General features: G+C 68.3%; 20 protein-coding genes and 1 pseudogene. 12 read left to right on the top strand and 9 right to left on the bottom strand.

Translation table 11 applies throughout. From position 1 onward, the window contains the following. Nucleotides 1-181: 181 nt before the first annotated feature. The 5 genes and pseudogenes from DIZ26_RS38925 to treZ all read left to right on the top strand — a co-directional run. Nucleotides 182-337: pseudogene (locus DIZ26_RS38925) on the top strand (hypothetical protein); the annotation flags it as partial. A 282-nt stretch (nt 338-619) separates the two neighbouring features. Beyond that, a complete protein-coding gene (locus tag DIZ26_RS38450; protein WP_232828722.1) occupies nt 620-1,060 on the top strand; it encodes a hypothetical protein in 441 nt (146 codons plus the stop codon). Nucleotides 1,061-1,172: 112 nt separating this feature from the next. Continuing rightward, on the top strand, nt 1,173-3,290 hold the full coding sequence (glgX, locus tag DIZ26_RS31055; RefSeq protein ID WP_112248002.1) for a glycogen debranching protein GlgX: 2,118 nt from the start codon (nt 1,173-1,175) through the stop codon (nt 3,288-3,290). Beyond that, nucleotides 3,287-5,740, top strand: a complete 2,454-nt coding sequence (gene treY, locus DIZ26_RS31050) for a malto-oligosyltrehalose synthase (RefSeq protein WP_112248000.1) — start codon at nt 3,287-3,289, stop codon at nt 5,738-5,740. Before glgX ends, treY begins: the two co-directional genes overlap by 4 nt. 1 nt (nt 5,741) lies before the next feature. After that, nucleotides 5,742-7,460 carry a malto-oligosyltrehalose trehalohydrolase gene (gene treZ / locus DIZ26_RS31045; RefSeq protein ID WP_112247998.1) on the top strand — a complete coding sequence of 573 codons (1,719 nt, stop codon included), beginning with the start codon at nt 5,742-5,744 and terminating at the stop codon, nt 7,458-7,460. A 447-nt stretch (nt 7,461-7,907) separates the two neighbouring features. Here treZ and DIZ26_RS31035 read toward each other — a convergent pair whose 3' ends face one another. Continuing rightward, nucleotides 7,908-9,962 carry a penicillin acylase family protein gene (locus DIZ26_RS31035; RefSeq protein ID WP_112247994.1) on the bottom strand — a complete coding sequence of 685 codons (2,055 nt, stop codon included), beginning with the start codon at nt 9,960-9,962 and terminating at the stop codon, nt 7,908-7,910. 87 nt (nt 9,963-10,049) lie between these two features. Here DIZ26_RS31035 and DIZ26_RS31030 point away from each other — a divergent pair, with 87 nt between their 5' ends. After that, entirely contained in the window at nt 10,050-10,511 is a 462-nt protein-coding gene (locus tag DIZ26_RS31030) for a GNAT family N-acetyltransferase (RefSeq protein ID WP_232828721.1), read from the top strand. Here the strand turns inward: DIZ26_RS31030 and DIZ26_RS31025 are convergent. From DIZ26_RS31025 to DIZ26_RS31015, 3 genes are all read right to left on the bottom strand, one after another. Next, a complete protein-coding gene (locus DIZ26_RS31025) occupies nt 10,486-11,127 on the bottom strand; it encodes a TMEM175 family protein (RefSeq protein ID WP_157979862.1) in 642 nt (213 codons plus the stop codon). The genes DIZ26_RS31030 and DIZ26_RS31025 overlap by 26 nt on opposite strands. Before the next feature lie 81 nt (nt 11,128-11,208). Continuing rightward, nucleotides 11,209-11,511 carry a hypothetical protein gene (locus DIZ26_RS31020; protein WP_157979861.1) on the bottom strand — a complete coding sequence of 101 codons (303 nt, stop codon included), beginning with the start codon at nt 11,509-11,511 and terminating at the stop codon, nt 11,209-11,211. A 65-nt stretch (nt 11,512-11,576) separates the two neighbouring features. Continuing rightward, nucleotides 11,577-11,981, bottom strand: a complete 405-nt coding sequence (locus DIZ26_RS31015) for a VOC family protein (protein ID WP_112247988.1) — start codon at nt 11,979-11,981, stop codon at nt 11,577-11,579. 58 nt (nt 11,982-12,039) lie between these two features. Between DIZ26_RS31015 and DIZ26_RS31010 the strand changes: the two genes are divergently transcribed. The 6 genes from DIZ26_RS31010 to DIZ26_RS30985 all read left to right on the top strand — a co-directional run bounded on the left by DIZ26_RS31010 (nt 12,040) and on the right by DIZ26_RS30985 (nt 15,797). Next, on the top strand, nt 12,040-12,462 hold the full coding sequence (locus DIZ26_RS31010; RefSeq protein WP_112247986.1) for a MarR family winged helix-turn-helix transcriptional regulator: 423 nt from the start codon (nt 12,040-12,042) through the stop codon (nt 12,460-12,462). Nucleotides 12,463-12,548: 86 nt separating this feature from the next. Beyond that, nucleotides 12,549-13,130: a DUF6529 family protein gene (locus DIZ26_RS31005; protein WP_112247984.1), complete on the top strand. Its 582-nt coding sequence runs from the start codon at nt 12,549-12,551 to the stop codon at nt 13,128-13,130. 26 nt (nt 13,131-13,156) lie between these two features. Next, the gene (locus tag DIZ26_RS31000) at nt 13,157-13,633 is read left to right on the top strand and encodes a Rieske (2Fe-2S) protein (RefSeq protein WP_112247982.1); all 477 of its coding nucleotides are present in this window, start codon (nt 13,157-13,159) and stop codon (nt 13,631-13,633) included. Nucleotides 13,634-13,644: 11 nt separating this feature from the next. Next, nucleotides 13,645-14,205, top strand: a complete 561-nt coding sequence (locus DIZ26_RS30995; protein ID WP_112247980.1) for a hypothetical protein — start codon at nt 13,645-13,647, stop codon at nt 14,203-14,205. A gap of 73 nt (nt 14,206-14,278) precedes the next feature. After that, the gene (locus tag DIZ26_RS30990) at nt 14,279-15,328 is read left to right on the top strand and encodes an aminotransferase class V-fold PLP-dependent enzyme (RefSeq protein ID WP_112247978.1); all 1,050 of its coding nucleotides are present in this window, start codon (nt 14,279-14,281) and stop codon (nt 15,326-15,328) included. A 34-nt stretch (nt 15,329-15,362) separates the two neighbouring features. Continuing rightward, entirely contained in the window at nt 15,363-15,797 is a 435-nt protein-coding gene (locus DIZ26_RS30985) for a MerR family transcriptional regulator (protein ID WP_112247976.1), read from the top strand. Between the two features lie 70 nt (nt 15,798-15,867). On the opposite strand, the gene DIZ26_RS30980 is transcribed toward DIZ26_RS30985, so the two are convergent. From DIZ26_RS30980 to alr, 5 genes are all read right to left on the bottom strand, one after another. Then, on the bottom strand, nt 15,868-17,391 hold the full coding sequence (locus DIZ26_RS30980; RefSeq protein ID WP_157979869.1) for an N-acetylmuramoyl-L-alanine amidase: 1,524 nt from the start codon (nt 17,389-17,391) through the stop codon (nt 15,868-15,870). Further along, nucleotides 17,391-17,540: a hypothetical protein gene (locus DIZ26_RS37615; RefSeq protein ID WP_157979860.1), complete on the bottom strand. Its 150-nt coding sequence runs from the start codon at nt 17,538-17,540 to the stop codon at nt 17,391-17,393. Before DIZ26_RS37615 ends, DIZ26_RS30980 begins: the two co-directional genes overlap by 1 nt. An 84-nt stretch (nt 17,541-17,624) precedes the next feature. Continuing rightward, the gene (locus DIZ26_RS30975) at nt 17,625-18,278 is read right to left on the bottom strand and encodes a M15 family metallopeptidase (RefSeq protein WP_112247974.1); all 654 of its coding nucleotides are present in this window, start codon (nt 18,276-18,278) and stop codon (nt 17,625-17,627) included. Then, entirely contained in the window at nt 18,275-19,255 is a 981-nt protein-coding gene (locus DIZ26_RS30970) for a D-alanine--D-alanine ligase family protein (protein WP_157979859.1), read from the bottom strand. Before DIZ26_RS30970 ends, DIZ26_RS30975 begins: the two co-directional genes overlap by 4 nt. Next, nucleotides 19,252-20,379: an alanine racemase gene (gene alr / locus DIZ26_RS30965; protein ID WP_112247971.1), complete on the bottom strand. Its 1,128-nt coding sequence runs from the start codon at nt 20,377-20,379 to the stop codon at nt 19,252-19,254. Before alr ends, DIZ26_RS30970 begins: the two co-directional genes overlap by 4 nt. Between the last annotated feature and the right edge of the window lie 16 nt (nt 20,380-20,395).

The raw sequence follows: 20,395 nt of genomic DNA, 5'->3' as shown, positions 1-20,395 counted from the left end.
GCGGCGAGGACGCGATCCTCGGCGACCGCGGCGGCGTGGTGAACCAGTACCTCGACACCGGCGACAGCCCGGCGCAGTTCTCGATCTCGACGAACTCGCCACCGGCCGAGACCTTCACCGGGTTCCGGCGCGGGCTCTACGACCGGCGGGCCGACCTCGAGCACGATGTCGACGGTGACCAGTGGATCGGCGCCTCGACCGCCGCGGAGATGCCGCACGACGGGATCACCGAGGGTGGCCGGGACACACTCCGGGGCGGCCCGGGGGCCGACAACATCCACGCCGGGTACGCGACGACCTCGCCAACGGCGAGAGCGGCGGCGACCAGGTCTACGGCGACGACGGCGAGGACGTGCTCTGGGGCGGCAAGGGCTGCGACCCGGTCCTGGACGCGGCAACTCCGGACTGTCTGGTCGGTGGCGTCTTCAAGCCGGAGTCGCGGGGGACGAACGACCGGTTCGTCGACCACACCTTCGGCGGCGTGGGCGAGTCCGATCCGGCCAAGCAGGACGTGCTCGGTTCGGACATCCTCGACTTCAATCCGCGTGGTGCCTACCCGGGCAACTGTGCGCCGGGTAACTGGCCGGTCACCACGGCCGGCGTCACGATCGATCCGTGTGTGTGGTTCCAGCTGACCGGTAAGGCCGACGACACGGCCGACCCGGCGACCCTGGCGAACAACCAGCATCACCAGGGCACGGACTGGATCTACGGCGGCTGGGACCGCGACGTCATGCAGGCCGACGTCGCCGAGAACGGCCCGAACCCGGGTGACCGGCTGCTCGACTGGAACGGCGCCTACAACCTGTACACGCACTGCAACCCGGCGTACGGAGGGTTCAACGATGTCCGGCAGCACTCGCCGGCCATGCAGAACTTCCTGCAGTCGCTGGCCTGGGGCACGGGCGCCGGCCGCGCGGCCACCGACGTGACCACCTCCGGTACGTCGGCGTACCGGGAGCTGGCCCTGACCTACAACACCGACCACGGGCACGGCACGGGAAGCGCGTACCCGGGCACACCGGGGCACTTCGACGACCCGGTCGCCTGTAACGACTGAGTCGCCCGCCGGGCTGTCCACTCCGTGGACGGCCCGGCCGCCGAAGTGAACAATCGGAACGAATTCGCACCACGATTCTTCGGCTGGGGATAGGGATGGGTACCTTCGTCGGGTGCAGAAATGGCCTGGTCGTCCCTATCCCCTCGGAGCCACGTACGACGGCTCCGGTACGAACTTCGCGCTGTTCTCGGAGGTTGCCGAACAAGTTGACCTGGCGCTGATCGCCGATGACGGCTCGGAGCAACTGGTTCAGCTGACCGAGGTGGACGGCTTCGTCTGGCATGCCTACCTGCCCTCGGTCCAGCCGGGCCAGCGCTACGGCTACCGGGTGCACGGGCCGTACAACCCGGCCGAAGGGCACCGCTGCAACCCGTCGAAGCTGCTGCTCGACCCGTATGCGAAGGCCATCGACGGTCAGGTCGACGCCGACGAGTCGCTGTTCAGCTACCGGTTCGCCAAGCCGGACGAGCTGAACACGATGGACAACCGCGGGCACACCATGTTGTCCGTGGTCACCAACCCGTTCTTCGACTGGGGCAACGACCGGCCGCCGGGCCACGACTACCACCAGACCGTGATCTACGAGGCCCATGTGAAGGGCCTGACCAAGACCCACCCCGGTCTCCCGGAGGAGATCCGCGGCACGTACGCCGGGATGGCGCATCCCGCGATCATCGACCACCTCAAGGACCTCGGGGTGACGGCGATCGAGTTGATGCCGGTGCACCAGTTCGCCCAGGACGGCCACCTGCAGGAGCAGGGTCTGTCCAACTACTGGGGCTACAACACGATCGGCTTCTTCGCCCCGCACAACGCCTACTCCTCCAACGGCACGCGCGGCCAGCAGGTCACTGAGTTCAAGACGATGGTCCAGGCGCTGCACGAGGCGGACATCGAGGTGATCCTCGACGTGGTCTACAACCACACCGCCGAGGGCAACGAGATGGGCCCGACGCTGTCGTTCAAGGGCATCGACAACGCGGCGTACTACCGGCTGGTGGACTCCGACAAGTCGCACTACTACGACACCACCGGCACCGGGAACAGCCTGCTGATGCGGCACCCGCACGTGCTGCAGCTGATCATGGACTCGCTGCGCTACTGGGTCACCGAGATGCACGTCGACGGGTTCCGGTTCGATCTGGCGGCCACGCTGGCCCGGCAGTTCCACGAAGTGGACCGGCTCTCGGCGTTCTTCGATCTGGTCCAGCAGGACCCGGTGGTGAGTCAGGTGAAGCTGATCGCCGAGCCGTGGGACGTCGGTGACGGCGGCTACCAGGTGGGCAACTTCCCGCCGCTGTGGACGGAATGGAACGGCAAGTACCGCGATACCGTGCGCGACTTCTGGCGCGGCGAGCGGTACACGCTGGCCGAATTCGCCTCCCGGCTCACCGGCTCGTCCGATCTCTACCAGGACGACAGCCGCCGCCCGCTGGCGAGCATCAACTTCGTCACCGCGCACGACGGCTTCACGCTGCGCGACCTGGTCTCGTACAACGAGAAGCACAACGAGGCGAACGGCGAGGGCGGCAACGACGGCGAGAGCCACAACCGCTCCTGGAACTGCGGCGTCGAGGGCGAGACCGACGACGATACGGTGCGGAAGCTGCGCGCCAAGCAGCAGCGCAACTTCCTCACCACGTTGCTGATCTCGCAAGGCGTCCCGATGATCGCCCACGGCGACGAGCTCGGCCGGACCCAGCAGGGCAACAACAACGTCTACTGCCAGGACAACGAGCTCGCCTGGGTGAACTGGGATCTCGACGAAGAGCAGAAGGACCTGCTGGAGTTCACCGGCAATCTGGTCCGGCTGCGCAACGAGCACCCGGTCCTGCGGCGCCGGCGCTTCTTCCACGGCGACACGGGTGTCGACGGGCTGGGCGACCTGGTCTGGTTCACCCCGGCCGGTCAGGAGATGCAGGACGGCGACTGGAGCCGGGACGACGCCCGCGCCATCGCCGTGTTCCTCAACGGTGACGCCATCTCCGAGCCGGACCCGCGCGGCGAGCCGGTGGTGGACGACTCGTTCCTGATCCTGCTGAACAGCAACCACGAAGCACAGGAGTTCCTGCTGCCCGCCAAGGAGTACGGCGAGGCATGGACGGTGGTCGTCGACACGATCCGGCCGACGGGTCGTGCCAACGAGGAGGAGCACGCCGCCGGCACCACGATCCGGATCGAGGCCCACGGCACGCTCGTTTTGACCCGCCCGCGGCAGGGCACTGCATGACGGTGCCCCCGCCTTCCTCGCCCCCTGACGGTCCGCCCATCTCTCACCGCGGTCATCCGCAGGCCACCTACCGGCTGCAGGTGCACGGCGACTTCGGGTTCGACGACGCGGCAGAGGTGGTCAGCTACCTGCACAGCCTCGGGATCTCGCACGCGTACCTGTCCCCGATCCTGCAGGCCGCACCCGGCTCCACCCACGGGTACGACGTGGTGGACCACTCCCGGTTGTCGGAGCCGGCCGGTGGCAGAGAGGCCTTTGACCGGCTGTCCGCTGCGCTGGCCGACCATCGGATGGGCGCGATCGCGGACGTAGTACCGAATCATGTCGCGGTGCCGACACCTGCTCGGCTGAACACCGCGCTGTGGTCCGTACTCCGTGACGGCCCGACCTCGCCGTACGCGGAGTGGTTCGACGTCGACTGGGGTGCTGGGAACCAGCCGCTGTTGATGGCCGTGCTGGGGCAGCGCATCGGCAAGGTGCTCGCGGACGGTGAGCTGTCCGTCGACGGCGACGTACTGCGGTACTACGACCACGAGTACCCGCTGCGACCCGGCACCGAGACTCTCCCGATCGCCGAGCTCGTCACCGAGCAGTGGTACCGCCTGGCGCATTGGCGGGTCGCCGACGAGGAGCTGAACTACCGACGCTTCTTCGACGTCGACACCCTCGCCGCTGTCCGGGTGGAGAACCGCGAGGTCTTCGAAGCCACGCACGAGCTGCTGTTCGAGTTGCTGCACGAGGGGAAGCTGCACGGCTTCCGCATCGACCATCCGGACGGCCTGGCCGATCCCCGCGGCTACCTGCGCCGGCTGGCCGAGCGTACGGGCGGCGCGTGGGTCGTGGTGGAAAAGATCCTCGAAGGCGACGAGGACCTGCCCGGTGACTGGCCCTGCGCCGGCACGACCGGGTACGACGCGCTGCTGCGAGTCGGCGGGCTGTTCGTGGACCCTGCGGGCGCGGCGCCGCTGGCCGCGTTCCACTCGGAGCTGACCGGCGAGCCGGCCGATTTCGCGCCTGTCGTCGAGCAGGCCAAGCGCGAAGTGGTCCAGCACGGCCAGTACGCCGAAGTGCATCGCCTGGTGGAGCTGCTGGCCAAGATCTGCCAGGACGACGTCCGCCTGCGCGACCACACCCGGCGGGCCTTCCACGAAGTGGTCGTCGAGCTGCTGGTGAACTTCGACCGGTACCGGGCGTACGTCGTACCGGGGGAGCAACCCCCGCACACCGCAGTACAGGCGATGGAGCACGCGGTCGAGCTTGCCCGGCGCAACCTGGACGACGAGCAGCAGGACACGCTCGAACTGGTCCGCGACCTGCTGCTCGGCCGGGAAGCCGGTACGGCGAGCAGGATCGACGAGGACGCCAGGCACGAGCTGATCGTCCGGTTCCAGCAGACCTGCGGGCCGGTGATGGCCAAGGGCGTCGAAGACACGGCGTTCTACCGCTGGTTCCGGCTCTCGTCGCTGAACGAGGTCGGCGGGGACCCGGCGCACTTCGGGGTCTCCCCGGAGGAGTTCCACGCCTTCGCGGGCCGGTTGAACCAGCATTGGCCGCGGACGATGACGACGCTGTCCACGCACGACACCAAGCGGTCCGAGGACGTGCGGGCCCGGCTGGCCGTCCTCTCGGAGCAGCCGGCGGCCTGGATCGAGGCGGTGCGCTCGTGGCGGTCGATGTCGGCCGACTACCGCGACCCCGGGCTCGACGGCAGCACGGAGTACCTGCTCTGGCAGACGTTGTTCGGCACCTGGGACAACGGTCCGCTGGCCGAGGACCGCTTGCAGGCCTATCTGCAGAAGGCGATCCGGGAGGCGAAGCGCCGGACCAGCTGGACGTCGCCGGACACGGAGTACGAGGAGTCCGTCGCCGCCTTCGCGACCGGCGTCCTGAACGACCAGGCCGTGCTCGATTCCGTACGCCGGTTCGCTGACGGGCAGGCCGAGTACGTCCGGGCGGCCACCCTCGGGCAGAAGCTGGTGCAGCTCACGATGCCGGGCGTCCCGGACGTCTACCAGGGCACCGAGCTGGTCGACCTGTCACTGGTCGACCCGGACAACCGCAGGCCGGTGGACTACGGACAGCGGGTTGCGCGACTGGCCCGGCTCGACAACGGCGCTCGCCCGGACGGGCTGGCGGACGAGAAGCTGCTGGTGACGTCGCGAGCCCTGCGTCTTCGCAGGCAGGAAGCAGAAGCCTTCGCGGGGAGCTACAAGCCGCTGCCGACCTCCAGTGGGCACGCTGTCGCGTTTGCTCGCGGAGACGCCGCTGTGACGATCGCGACCCGGCTGCCGGTGGCCCTCCATCGCCTGGGCGGGTGGGGCGACAGCACCGTCGTACTGCCTGATGGGGAGTGGCAGGACGTGTTGACCGGCCGCCCGGTGGGTAGTGGAGCGGCTCGGATCCACGAGCTGCTGGCCGAGCTTCCGGTGGCGTTGCTGGCAAGGAGCTGACTTGTACACCTTCACCGTCTGGGCACCGGTCGCTACAAGGGTCGACTTGGTGCTCTCGAGCGGCCCGGTGCCGATGTCGCCAACTGAAGGCGGCTGGTGGTCCGTCCAGGCCGAGGGTGGGCACGGGACCGACTACGCGTTCTCCGTCGACGGCAGTAACCCGATGCCCGACCCCCGGAGTCCCTGGCAACCGGACGGCGTACACGGCTTCAGCAGGGTGTTCGACTCGGGTCGCTTCGCCTGGAGTGACGCTGACTGGGCCGGCCGGGATGTGCGCGGCGCTGTCTTCTACGAGCTGCACCTGGGCACCTTCACTCCGGAGGGGACGCTGGATGCCGCTGCCGGCCACCTGGACTACCTGGTCGCGCTCGGCGTCGACGTGGTCTCCCTGATGCCGGTCGCCGCCTTCCCGGGCAAGCACGGCTGGGGGTACGACGGCGTGGACCTCTACGCCGTCCACGAGCCGTACGGCGGCCCCGAGGCGTTGCAGCGCTTCGTCGACCAGTGCCATGCGGTCGGGCTGGCCGTCTGCCTTGACGTGGTCTACAACCACCTCGGGCCGAGCGGCAACTACCTTGACTCGTTCGGCCCCTACTTCACCAGTCGGCACAGCACCCCGTGGGGTCCGGCGGTCAACCTCGACGACGACGGCAGTCACGAAGTACGCCGGTGGATCTGCGACAACGCGCTGCGCTGGTTCCGGGAGTTCCACATCGACGCGCTGCGACTGGACGCAGTACATGCGCTGGCCGACGACAGCCCGACCCATCTCCTCGCACAGCTGTCGACGGAGACGGCCGCGCTGGCCGAGGAGCTGGGCCGCCCGCTCGGGCTGGTGGCGGAGTCCGACCTCAACGACCCGCGCATGGTCGAGCCCGTCGCCGAGGGCGGCCTCGGGATGACCGCCCAGTGGAGTGACGACTTCCACCATGCCTTGCACACTCTGCTGACCGGCGAGCGAGCCGGGTACTACGTGGACTTCGGCGAGCCGGAGGTGCTGGCGAAGACGCTCACCCAGGTGTTCCTGCACGACGGCTCGTACTCCACCTTCCGCGGCAAGGACTGGGGCCGGCCGGTGGATCCGGCCCGCCATCGCGGCTCGGCGTTCCTCGCCTACACCTCCAACCACGACCAGGTCGGCAACCGCGCGCTCGGCGACCGGCCCGCGCTCACCCCGGGGCAGTTGGCGATCGGTGCCGCGCTGGTGCTCACTTCGCCGTACACGCCGATGTTGTTCATGGGCGAGGAGTGGGGGGCCTCTACGCCGTGGCGGTACTTCACCGACCATGAGGAGCCCGAGCTGGCCGAGGCTGTGCGGAACGGGCGTCGGCAGGAGTTCGCGGCGCACGGGTGGGACGCGGAGGAGATCCCCGATCCGCAGGATCCGGAGACCTGGCGGAGTTCGGTGCTGGACTGGACCGAGGTCGACGAGCCACCCCATCGCGAACTGCTGCGCTGGTACCGCGACCTGCTCGCTTTGCGGGCCCGGAGCGAGGACCTGCGCAACGACCGGCTCGACTCGGTGGGCGTGGACGCCACCGAGTCATGGCTGGTGGTCCGCCGCGGAGCTTTGCGGGTGGTGGCCAACCTGACGGCTCAAACGGCGGAGATTCCGCTGGACGGCGTACCGGCGTACGAGGTCATGTCGTTCGGTTCTGTGGAATTGGTAGCGGAGAGTGTTCGTCTCTCGGGTCACGGCGTCGCCGTCTTCGCGGTGTGAAGTAAAGCGTTTGAGATCTCACCGATTGCCCTTTGTGGGTTCAAAAGTCTGGACAAAACGGGGGAAATCGGGGCGATGGAGTCCGGTTGTCGGTGGTAGTTCAAGAATCGCTTGTCTTCCGGGCTCCGGTGACGGACTGTAGATCAGGCATTGCACGTCGCGGGGGTTGACGGGAGGACATCAATGACAGTCGGAGGCGTCGACACTTACTACGACTACGAAGAGAAGCAGTGGAAGAGCAGGCGACTAGGAGGCGGCCCGATCCGCCGCGGCCCGGTCTGCCCCGCCCCCCGCACAACCGACCACCAACCCACCGACCGCCGCCCCGCCGGCCGAGACCACAAACCCAAAACCCCCGAGCCAACCCCATCCTGACCCCGCCCGGCGCGCACCGGCCAGTTCCGCCGGCCCTGACCACCCGCCCCGCCGAGCCAACCCCGTCCTGACTCACACTTCGGGAGTCAGCTCGTCCCAATCTGTGGTGATGGGGATGAGGGTGCCCTGCAGCCAAAAGGGGAGTTGGTCGTGGTGGTGGGGGTCGCCCAGGACGCCCGAGGCGCCCAGCGGGACCGACCAGGCGCTGTTGGAGCGGTCGGCGAGGTCCCAGGCGTAGCGGGCTGCTGAGGCGCGGATGCAGACGTCGGTCAGGCCCGGGAGGCTCGACGTCGACAGCACGCAGTGGTGGTCGCCGGACAGCGCAAGGTCGATCGGCTCCTCGGCCGCGGTGAAGAGTGGCCCGCGGAGCGCGTGCAGCGGCGAGAGTTGGTGCGTCTCACCCCACGGCTTGCGGGGTTTGCTGTGGGCGACCTCTTCGAGCGCCTCCCGCGCGAGCCAGCGGACGTTGACGTCCGGCAGCAGGTCGGTGGTGATCAGGTTCTCCAGCGCGAAACCGACATGGGCGAGCAGGTCCATCCACGGTACGAAGAGCTCGGGACAGTCGAGATCGTCCTCGAGCACGGCCAGCGTCGGATGGTCGGCGAGGCGATGGACGAGCGCCTTGCGAAAGGCGGCGTACGTCGACGCCGTGGTACTGCTCGCGTCCATCCGCTGGTCCCACGCTGTCAGTTCCGCGCGCACGGAGGTCGCCTCGGCGGACAGATCTTCCAACCCCACCAGGAGACCCAGCATCAGGGCAGCAGAGCCGAGCAGGGTGTCCCGGTGGATGTCAGGCATCTCGGCCGCGGTCCAGTCGTCGCGCGAACTGACCAGCTCCCGGATCCGGTTCGACCGATGCGGGGCCGCGAACTCCGTCCCCAGCGGCTCGGCCAGCTCCCGCCCGTTCGCCATCACGGCGTACTCGTCGATGGTTGCCGCAGGCATCGGGTCGTACCAGCCCTGCCAGGCGTACTCGGCCTCCCAGCCCGGTACGACGCGGCGGGAGTTGGCCGGATGCCGCGTCGGCACCAGTCCGGCGGTCCGATGCAGCAGGCCACCCTCGGTATCCGCCGCGAGGATCACGTTGACCGGCTCCACCCAGTCGGCGTCCGCCGCGTCGATGCCGGCGACAGTGGTTGCCGCCAGCAACTTCGGCAGTACTTCGAAACCGAGTCGGCCGGTGACTCGCGGCGGATACCGCAGGCTGATCGCGCGCTCGTCCGGGCCGCCGATGATCACCGGGCCGCGGTCGGTCTCGATCACCTCGACCTCGACCGGTGCGGCCCCCGCGACCTCGAACACCTCGGTATGGACGGCGGCCGAGCGCCAACCGTCCGGGCCGAGCGCCTCCACGCCGTCGGTCGTCCGCCTCAGTTGTTCCGCGAAGAGATCCTGGTAGTCGGCCATCGCGTTCGTGATCGCCCAGGCGACCTTGCCGGTGTGGCCGAAGTGCGCGATCCCGGGAATCCCCGGCACGGCGAGCCCGATCACGTCGTACTGCGGGCAGGCGAGCCGCACCTGCTGATAGACGCCCGGGCTCTCGATGTAGCGATGCGGATCGCCTGCGATCAGAGGCGCACCGGTCGCGGTGCGGTCGCCGGCGATCAGCCAGCCGTTGCTGCCCGCAGTACTCGGGCCTTCGGAGTCGAAGAGGTCGATCGCTGCCTCACCGAGATGGTGGACGACGTGTTCGCGCCAGAGCTTGTTCGGGAAGCCGGCGAACATGACGTGGATCGCGAGCCAGACGCCGAGCGGCGCCCAGGGCTCCCACTCCTGCAGCGTCAGCCCGGTCTCGGCGAATTCGGGAGCGCGCGCCGCACCCGTCGGCAGCCCTTCGTTGACTCCTGTCACGTACGCCGTGAGCCAGCCGCGCGTCTCGTCGTCGAGATTCCGGTAGCAGCGTTCAGCGGTGTCGGCGAGGCGGGCCTGGCGGGCGAAGGTGTCCCAGCCAACCGCTTCGGCGCCGAGAAAGGCGGCGCTGGTACCGAGGAACCGTCGTCGCTGCAACTCGATCTGCCAGGCCCGGTCCGTCGCCGCGTTGCGGCCCTGCAGCTGAGCCAGTTCGACCGGATCGCCCGCTCGCAGATGCGGCACACCCCAGGCATCGCGGAACGTCTCGGCACTCACTCGGTATCCTCCGCTGCTCGGGGCCACCAACCTACCGTCGCCCTCGCGGGCCGCGCTCGGCCATTACGCGCCGTGTGAGGATGAGCCGTGAGCTTCCAGATCCTTGCCATCGATGTCACCGACGCCGAGACCGCGAAGCAAGTGTTGCCGGTGCAGCACCGGGCCTACGCGGTCGAGGCCGAACTGATCGGGTTTGACGGCATCCCGCCGTTGCACGAAGACCTCGCCGGACTGATGTCGTCCACCGAAAACTGGCTGGCCCGGTACGACGGAGACTCGCTGGTCGGCGCGGTCGCCTACGAACTCCCCGACGCCGAGACCGTCGAGATCAGCCGCCTGGTCGTCGACCCGGCTCATGCTCGCCAGGGACATGGACGAGCCCTCCTCGACCACCTCGACGCACTCGAGCCGCGCCCGATCGGCCTGGTCTCGACCGGCACCGCGAACACCCCGGCCACCCGCCTCTACCTGTCCCGCGGCTACCAGGAGACCGAGCGGATCACAGTCGCTCCCGGCGTACAGGTCACGCGCTTCCGGCGGGAGCGCTGAGGTCGCTGCGGGTGCGGAGTTGTTCGAAGCCGTAGTACAGGGCCAGGAGGAACTGGATCAGTAGGGTGAGCGGGGCCGAGATGAAGGACAGGCCGATGGTCGCCGCGTAGATGACGGTGCCGACCGAGTACCGCAGTACGGACTTGCGCTGCTCCGACCGGCTCATGTCGTGGTCGACCAGGTGGGTGCGCAGCACGTGCCACCAGATCGCGCTGAAGGCGATCGCGGCCAGCGTGAGATTGGTGCTGTAGACGGCCGCGGCGACGTGGGCGTCGATCGTGTGATCCTTCAGCTTCTCCGCGAACAGGTTGGTCGGGAACGGCAACAGCGCGGTCCACAGCAACAGGAACAGGTTGAGGAACATCACCCCGCGGTCGGCCCGCCGGATCTGCCGGAACATCGAGTGGTGGTTGATCCACATGATGCCGAGGATGACGAAACTGGTCAGGTACGCGCCGAACTGCGGCCACTCCTGCCGCAACGCGTGCCAGAGCTCGCCCTCGGGCGCGTCCGGGACGTGCAGTTCCAGCACCAGCAGGGTGATCGCGATCGCGAACACGCCGTCGCTGAACGCCTCGATCCGGTTGGTCTCGGCAAGCTCCGACTCAGTGGCCACGCGCAGAGTGTGACACCGCGCTGCCGCGTCCCGCGACCGTTTTCGCCGCCGGCCGAACGGCGACCGGACCGCCGCGCTCGCTCAGTCCGTCCGGTCGTGCGCCGGGTCGTCATGGGCCGGATCGTCATGGGCCGGATCGTCGACCGGCTCCCCGTCCACCTGCCCGTACGCCGGTACGCCGTCCGCCGACCCGCCTTCGGCTGCCGGGTGGGCCCGGTGGCGCGGTTCGTTCGGCACCGGCCCCTCGGAGCGAGCCCCTGGGTGCTCGAGCCCGTCGAGCTCGCCGTCGGTCAACTCGACACCGTCCTCGGTCAAGGTCTCGTCGATCTCGGCCTCGTTCGCCGGCTTGCCGGGATGCGGAAGTCCAGGTCTGTCGAAGCTCATCGTCATCCTCCTCCGCCGACCCGGGAAAGTCCCAGACCGCTCACCTCAAGCTAACACCGAGTCGGCTAGTAGGACTGGAGTTCGAGCAGGGTGCCGTCGGGTGCACGGAAGTGGGCGGTGCGGAGGGTAGGGCCCCACTGCGGGCGGTCCTGTGCAGGAGCGAGGACCGTTGCGCCGTACTTCTCCAGAACGGTGACCGCCTCGTCCACCGAGTCGACCTTGAAGACGAGCATGGCGGAGTCCTGCGACTCGGCCGTTGCCGGCAACTCGGTGGTGCCGATGGTGTCCGCGATCATCGAGCGACCGTAGAGAACCAGGCCGGCCTGTCCCTCGATGTCCCAGTTCGCGTAGGCGGCCTCGGGGATCACCTTGACCGGCTGGACGTCGAACAGCTCGGCCAGGACACCGCGGTAGAACTCCACGGCGGCAGGGAAATCACGCACCAGCAGGCGCGGGTACAGCACGTCCATCGTCAGCTCCAGATTAGTGGGTATCAACCAACCATTGGTCCTAGCCTACAATAGCTCGATGGAGACGCTGCTGGGGATGACCACGTTCGTGCTGCACAAGGTCGGCGTGGCCGGCCGACGGGCGATCGCCGAGCGACTGGCGGTCAAGCCCGGCATCACCCTGTGGCAACTGGCCGCGCTGGCCGAGCTCGGTGACCAGGGCCCCGCCGCCCAGAACGAGCTCGCCGCCGGCCTCGGCGTCGACCCGAGCGACATGGTCCGCTTGATGGACGGTCTGCTCGCCGATGGTCTGGTCTCCCGCAACCGCGATCCGGCCGATCGCCGCCGCTACCGGATCTCCCTGACCCCGCAGGGGAAGAAGGCGCTCAGTGCCGCGCGAACCGTAGTACGGGAAGTAGAAAAGACAACGCTGCAGCCGTTGACGGCGACCGAGCGGGCGACTCTGCACCGCCTGGTGACGAAGATCCACCAGCGCCATTGAACTTCGGCTGAACCGGTCGGGCCGGTTGGACGTACTGCCCTGTACGACCTCGCGGAGGGGTGAGGTCATCGAGGGACGGAACGGCCATGGAGACGAAGACCGGTACTACGGACGCTGGATCGCCTGTGCAGGGAGCGATTCCGCTGTTGGGGTTTGCGGTGGCAGGAGCGCTGGTCGCTTTGTCACTGGGGATCTACGGGAAGGTGCACGAGCCGACCGGGCGCCCGTTGGCGCTGCTGGTCGGGTTCACCTCGCTGCCGGCCATGAAGGCCTGGCTGGCGACAGCGGCCGTAGTACTGGTGGTCTTCCAGGTGGTGTCGGCCCTGTGGATGTACGGCCGGTTGCCGGTCAAGCGGAAGGCGCCTGGTTACCTGTCGCAGCTGCACCGATGGAGTGGATCCATCGCCTTCGTGGCGACGCTGCCGGTGGCCTACCACTGCTTGTGGAGCCTCGGTTACAGCACCTTTGACACTCGCACTGCCCTGCATTCGCTGTTCGGCTGTGCGTTCTACGGCGCGTTCACGACCAAGATGCTCGCACTGCGCGCCAAGAAGATGCCCAGCTGGGCACTGCCGATCTCTGGCGGCCTCTTGTTCTCCCTGCTGGTCGGAGCGTGGGCCACGGCGGCGCTCTGGTACTTCACCCAATCCGGCGTCCCGTTGCGCTGACAACGCCCACGAACAGGAGTTGTGAAATGACCAAGTCAGACCAGGTGGTCGAGCGGCGGACGATACTTCTCGCCGGCGGCGCGGCGGCGACCGTAGTACTGAGCGGCTGTGTCGTGCAGCGCGCGGAGCCGCTGGTGGCAACTCAGCCGGCGCAGGTGCCGAGTGCTCCGCAACCGAGTGCCCCGCAGCAGTCGGAACAACCACAGCAACCGGCGCAGAACGCGTTGGCGCAGGTGGCGGACATCCCGGCTGGTGGCGGCGTGATCCTCAAGGACCAGAACGTCGTGCTCACCAAGGACCAGAGCGGCAAGGTCTGTATGTTCTCGGCGATCTGTACGCATCAGGGTTGCGCGGTGACTGCTGTCGAGGAAGGCACGATCAACTGCCCGTGTCACGGCAGCAAGTTCGACGCGACCAGTGGTGAGCCGGTCGCCGGGCCCGCCCGTAAGCCGTTGCCGGCCGTTGCGTTCAAGCAGCGCGACGGCGCGATCTTCCCGGCGTAGAAGGGCTCGTCATGTTCAAGAACCTGCCCACCATGCTCTGGGTCATCGGAGCCACTGTCGCGGTCGCTGCCTTCAGCCCGGCGGTCGGCAACGTCACGACCAGCACCCCGCCCGTAGTACAGCCGCCTGCTGTGCAACCACCAGCAGTCCAACCACCTGCAGCGAAGCCATCCGCAACGCCGTCTCCGACCACACCGTCAGCTGATGCTCCAGTAGTGATCAAAGCCGGTACTACGAAGCTCGGCCCGACTGCTGTCAACGCGGAAGGGTTCACGGTCTACCTGTCGGTGCTGGACAGCACCGACCCACCTCGGTCGGTCTGTGTGAGCAAGAAGTGTTTGACCGCCTGGAAGCCTGTGTATGTAGGGAAAGCGGGGGTCGTCGCCGGTGCGGGCGTTGACCAGGCGAAGCTCGGCAAGGTGGTTCGGCCGGACGGGGACGTGCAGGCAACGCTCGGTGGCTGGCCGCTCTATCTGTTCATCAAGGACAAGGTGCCTGGCGACGTACTGGGCGAAGGCGTGAAGGGCACCTGGCACGCTCTCAGCCCAGCCGGCAAGCGCGCCGCCCACTGACGGGCCAGCCGGCTTCTCCTTCGTGATCGAATAGGTAGTCGGGACTTTGGCAACGCGCGTCGGAGGAGTCGGGATGTCGGTCAGCGAATACGCCGAGCCGTGGGAGCCCGTGCCGGGGTGGTTGAACACTGCCTCGTACGGGCTGCCGCCGCGGTCCGGGTGGGCGGCCCTGCAAGCGGCGCTGCGGGACTGGCGGGTGGGGGCGAGGAGCTGGGAGCCGTGGGACGAGTCGACGACGCGTGCCCGGGAATCGTTCGCCCGGCTGGTCGGTGCGAACGCGGCGGATGTCTTCGTCGGCAGCACGGTGTCGGCCGCGCTCGTCCCGATCGCGGACTCCCTGCCGGACGGTTCGACCGTGCTGGTCGACGACATCGAGTTCACCTCGAACGTCTTCCCGTGGAAGGTGCACGAGGACCGCGGCATCCACGTCGTCTCGGCCGGTACCGCGGACTTTCTCGACGCGATCCGGCCCGGGATCGACCTGGTCGCGGTCAGCGCCGTCCAGTCGGCCACCGGTACCGTTCTCGACCTCGCGAAAGTGGTTGCTGCCAGCAAGGAAGTCGGCGCGCTGCTGGTCGTGGACGCCAGCCAGGCCGTCGGTTGGCTGCCGATCACGGTCGACGGTGTCGATGCGTTGGTCGCCCACGCGTACAAGTGGCTGATGTCGCCGCGCGGTGCCACCTTCGGATATCTCTCACCGCGACTGCAGGAACGCTGCCGACCGCTGGCGGCCGGCTGGTACGCGGGCGACGACGTCCACACCTCGTACTACGGAACGCGGATGCACCTGGCGCCGGACGCGCGCCGGTTCGACCAGTCGCCCGCCTGGTTCAGCTTCGTCGGGGCGGCGCCCGCGCTGGAACTCATCGAGGAGATCGGGGTCGAGCAGATCCATCGGCACAACCTGGCGCTGGCGAACGAGTTCCGGGCGGGACTCGATCTGCCCCCGGGTGACTCGGCGATCGTCAGCGCGGAGCTGCCCGGTGCGGAGGAGGCGTTCGCGGCGGCCGGCGTACGGGCCGCAGTACGGGGTGGGCGGTTGCGGGCGTCGTTCCACGTGTATTCGACCGAGGCCGACGTACGGCTGGCGCTGAAGGCGCTCGACGGCGTACGGAACTCCTAGAGCCGGCTCTAGGAGTTCGGCTATCTTGGCGGGTATGACTGCGGACTTGAGTATCGGGCAGGTCTCCGAGCGCACCGGGCTGAGCGTGCACGCGCTCCGGTTCTACGAGCGGGAGGGGATTCTCGCGGAGCCGGTGCGGCGGGAGACGAACGGGCGCCGGGTGTACAGCGAGGACGACGTGGACTGGCTGGAGATGTGCATCAAGTTCCGTTCGTCGGGGATGCCGCTGGAGACGATCCGCAAGTACACCGAGCTGATCCGGCAGGGGCCGGGTAATGAACAGGCTCGGCTCGACCTGCTGCGCAGTCATCAGGAGCATGTCGCCGCGCAGATCGAGGAACTCACCGAGTGCCTGCGGGTGATCACCTACAAGGTCGACATCTACACCGACCACCTGAACCGCGGCACTGCCGACACGTTGTGGGTGGGCCCGTCCACCAACGCCAACAGCTGCGAGGAATCAGCCTGACCTCACCAGCAGTGAACACCCGGATCCAACGGCAGGACGCGGGTGTTCACGCGATGGGTCGATCGGCAGTTCAGGGCGCCAGCGATCCGCCCCAGTTGTCGGTGACCAGTTGGGCGGACGCGTCGAGGAAGACCTTGTGTTCCAGCGAGCCGTCGGCGGTGCGGTAGAAGACGTGGTGGCCGTCGCTGGTGGACAGGCCGACGGGGTCGCCGGCGACGACGCCGACCGCGCCCCAGTTGTCGTTGGCGGGTGGGTCGATGGTGGGGGACCAGTAGAAGTGCAGCAGGTCACCGTTCTCCTTGCGGGCAAAGACGTGCTGCTGATCGCGATGGGTGAAGGCGTGCGGGTTGCCGACGAACGGACCGCCCGTCCAGGTGTCGCCGAGGATCTGCCCGGACGGGTCGTCGGAGAACCGGTGCTGCAACTGCCCGTCGGTGTTGCGGAAGAAGATGTGGTGCTGCGAGCCGTTGGAGAACCCGGTCGGATCGGACGCGACCCCGGACGCGATACCCCAGTTGTCGTTGCTCGGTGAACCGCCCGGGAACCAGTACCAGTGCTTCAGCGCACCGGCCGCGTCGCGAGCGAAGATGTGCTGCTGGTCCTTGTGCACAAAGGCGAACGGGTTGCCCACGAACGGACCGCCGGCCCACACGCCGGTGGTGATCTGGTCGGTGCCCTGGTCCCAGAACTTGTGCTCCAGGTTGCCGTCGGGGTTGCGGTAGAAGAGATGCTGCTGGCCGCCGTACGCGAACCCGCTCGGGTTCGACATCACCCGGCCGGTGGTGCCCCAGTTGTCCAGCACGGGGGCGCCGGTGCCGGCCTGCCACCAGTGCCGGATCGTGTTGTCGGTACCGCGGGCGAACACGTGCTGCTGGTTGTTGTGGATGTACCCGAGCGGGCGGCCGACCAACTGCGCACCCCCCCAGTCGGGCCGGACGATGTTGGTGGACGGCGACCAGGACAGGTTGGTCAGCGTGCCGCTGGTGCTGACCGCCGCGAAGTGCTGCTGGTCGCCGTACCGATAGGCCTGACCTGGTACTGCGCCGCCTCCGGCGATGAGGGCGGCCACGTCGGAGCGCATCACATCCAGGTCGATGAAGGACGGGTCGATCTTGCCCGTCGTACTGGTCTCCCGGTGTCCCCTGGCGTACGACGCGTCGCGGCCGAGCTGACGCAGTACGGCGGCTGTCGCCTTGAGGGATTCCGTGTACTGCGCGGGAGTCATGTGCTGATTGACCCCGTCGTAGTCGATCTCCCAGCCCACCAGCATGGTGTTGCCGTCACCGGCCGGGATCGGGCCGCTCGCCCTGGCGGGGCCGGCGTGGTTGGCCCGGTTCGCCGAGACCAGATGGAAGACGCCGTTGTAGTCGACCAGCGCATGACACAGCGGGCCTTGCAGATCGGAGCGGCCGTTGATGACCGTACCCAACGCGGGCGCCGGGTTGGTCGCGCTCGACCTGGCAGCGGTGTGATGCCACAGCACGCCGATCGGGTTGAAGGAGCCGGAGACGCCGCGGTTGCGCCAGTCGCCCTCCTCGACGACCTGGACGCCCGCCGCCCGCAGTACGTCGATCAACCACGGAATGCTCGCCATCAGGACGGCCTGATCAGATCGGCGACGCACTCGGGCTTCTTCTTCAGCGCCTGAGCCGGTGCCGCCGGCGCGGCGAACCTGGCAGCTACGGCGACAGCCGGGATGCCGAGCAGAACTCGGCGGCGGGACAGCTTGCGTGGCGGTGTCATGAGTTGCTCCTTCGACCGGGTTTCTGCGCCGATCAGATCAGCGCGAAAACCCCGGGGCAACGCATGTCACCTACATCTAAAAGGTCATTCCGGCGGCGTCGAAAGGGTTGACAGTTCGGGTCCGGCGGTCGGGCCGTAGATGGCGTTCGGCTGCTGCTCGCAGTACGCCCAGTAGCGGTCGCCGTACGACCAGTGCCACCACTCGGTCGGGTAGTTCACCAGGCCGGCCGAGGTCAGTACGTCGGCCAGCAGGGACCGGTTGGTGCGGGCCTCACGGCTGATGTTGGCGGCGTCGAAGAAGCACGCGCCGTTGCTCTGCTCGGGCGTCGCGTCGATCGGCGTACCGAGGTCGTACGGCCCGTTCTCGCCGATCAGCGTCAGGTCGACCGCGGCCCCGGCCACGTGCGGCGCGACCTCGACCGGCGAGACGAACCGGCTGGCCAGGGTGTGCGCTTCGGCGTCGGAGATGTCCGGGTTGAGGCTCTTCACCTCGGCCAGGTAGCCGGCGTAGATCTTCCGCTGACTCTCGAGCGGCCGCAGCCCCTCGACGACATGCAGCCGGATCCCCGTCGGCAGGAAGGTCTGCGCCACGGCGAGCCGGTCCGCGAGACCGGCCCGGACGTACTGGCGTCCTTCGGCGGAGATACCGACGGTCTCCAGGTCGACCAGCGCCTCGCCGCTCTCGATCGCCGGGATGCTGGTGATCCGCTCGTCGCTGATCAGGACGACAGAGCTCATGCCTGCACCTTGGAGTTGCGGGCGACGGCCGTCTCGATCAGGGTCTCGACGACATCGGCGTACGACAGGCCGGCCGCGGCCCACATCCGCGGGAACTGCGAGGCCGGGGTGAAACCGGGGAACGTGTTGATCTCGTTGACCAGCGGCGGCCCCTCGGCCGGGACGAAGAAGTCCAACCGGGCCAGCCCCGCGCAGCCGAGCGTGCTGAAGACCTCGATCGCCGTACTGCGTAGCCGGTTGGCCAGGTCGGCATCCATCGGCGCCGGTACGACGAACTCGGTCGCGGTGCTGTCGTACTTCGCGGTCGCGTTGAAGAACGGCTGGCTCGGATCGGCGTGGATCTCCAGCGCCGGGCCGACCTCGACCCGTCCGTCCGGGAACTCCAGCACCGACAGGTCGATCTCGCGGCCGACGATCTCCTGCTCGACCAGCACGTGCGTGTCCAGCGCGGCCGCGGTGCTGAGCGCCTCGGCCAGCGACGGCAGGTCCGTCGCCCGGGTCACGCCGATGCTCGAACCGCCGCTGTTCGGCTTCACGAACACCGGGAAGCCGATGCCTGCGGCCTTCAGTTGCTGGATGGCCGACTCGGCGTCGGTCAGGTCCGCGCCGCGCAGGACGATGCCCGGCGTGACCGGAATGCCGTGCGCGGTGAGGATCGCCTTGGTGAGCTGCTTGTCCATCCCGACGGCACTCGCGGCCACTCCGCTGCCGACGTACGGAACCTTCAGAGTCTCGAGGAAGCCTTGGAGGACGCCGTCCTCACCGCCTTCGCCGTGCAGCGCCGGGATCGCGACGTCGCAGTCGAGCAGGATCCGGATGGCCTCCTGCTGACCGGCCGCCCAGCTGCCGTCCCGCTCGATGACGAGCGGTGTCACGGTGTGTCCCTTGCTCGCGGCCGCATCCGCGATGCCGGCTCCGCTCTTCAGGGACACCTCGTGTTCCGGGCTGGCTCCGCCACTGATCACGACCACCTTCACCGCTGTGCCTCCTCGATGTAGCGACGCGGCACCCGGGCTCCGAGGCCGCAGTAGATCTCGTGCGGGATGGTCTGCGCCCACCCCGCCCATTCGGCGATCGTCGGCTCGCCGGAGCTGCCGTCGCCGAAGATGGTGACCGGATCGCCCGGCTCCACCACCAGGTCGCCGGCATCGACGACGAACTGGTCCATCGTGATCCGGCCGAGTACCGGCATCCGGACGCCCCGGCAGAGCACACTCGCCTGCTCGGCCGCGATCCGCGGGATCCCGTCCGCATAACCGATCGGGACCAGCGCGACCGTGGTGTCGCGAGGGGTGACGTAAGTGTGACTGTACGAGACGCCTTCGCCGGCCTTGAGCCGGCGGACCTGGGCGACCTTGCTCATCAGCTTCATCGACGGCCGCAGCCCCGCGCCGACCTCGTCGATCCCGAACAGGCCGGCGCCGATCCGGGCCAGGTTGCACTCGGGCGCGTCCAGCGTGATCGCACCGGCCGAGTTGGCCAGATGGATGTACTGCGGCGCCAACCCGGCCCTCTTCGCCAGGGCGACGCCGGTCGTGAGCAACTGGAGCTGGCGGCGGCTGTGGGATGCGTCCAGCTCGTCGCCATGGGACAGATGCGACCAGACGCCCCGGACGGAGATGGAGCCCTGGGCCTCGTGGTACGCCGCCGCGCGGGTCAGTTCGATCCACTGGTCCGGCGTACTGCCGCCGCGGTGCATGCCGGTGTCGAGCTTGAGGTGCACGTTCCGCACATTCGGAGCGGCGACCACGTGCTGCAGGTCGGCGACGTTGGAGACGCTCACGTCGACGTCGGCGAGCCAGATCAGCTCGGTCTCGTCGTACAGCCAGGTGAAGATCGGCGCGGTCAGCCCAGCGGCGCGCAACTGCATCGCCTCGCCGGCCCGCGCGACTCCCAGCCAGGTGGCTCCCGCGTCGAGGGCGGTCCGTGCCACCCGTGCAGCACCGTGCCCGAATGCGTCCGCCTTGACCACGGCCATCACCTCGGTGCCCGGGTGCACCCGGCGCCGGTAGGTCCGCACGTTGTCACGGATCGCCGACAGGTCGACGACGGCCTCGGCAAGCCCGAGGACACGCTGGGCCGAAGCCTCAACCAGGTTCATGTCGGTCATTGTTGTG

The sequence above is a fragment of the Kribbella monticola genome (assembly GCF_003261635.1).
In the GTDB taxonomy this organism is placed as follows: domain Bacteria; phylum Actinomycetota; class Actinomycetes; order Propionibacteriales; family Kribbellaceae; genus Kribbella; species Kribbella monticola.
The sequence above is the reverse complement of the archived record's forward strand: the minus strand, read 5'-3'. Positions and strand labels throughout refer to the sequence as shown.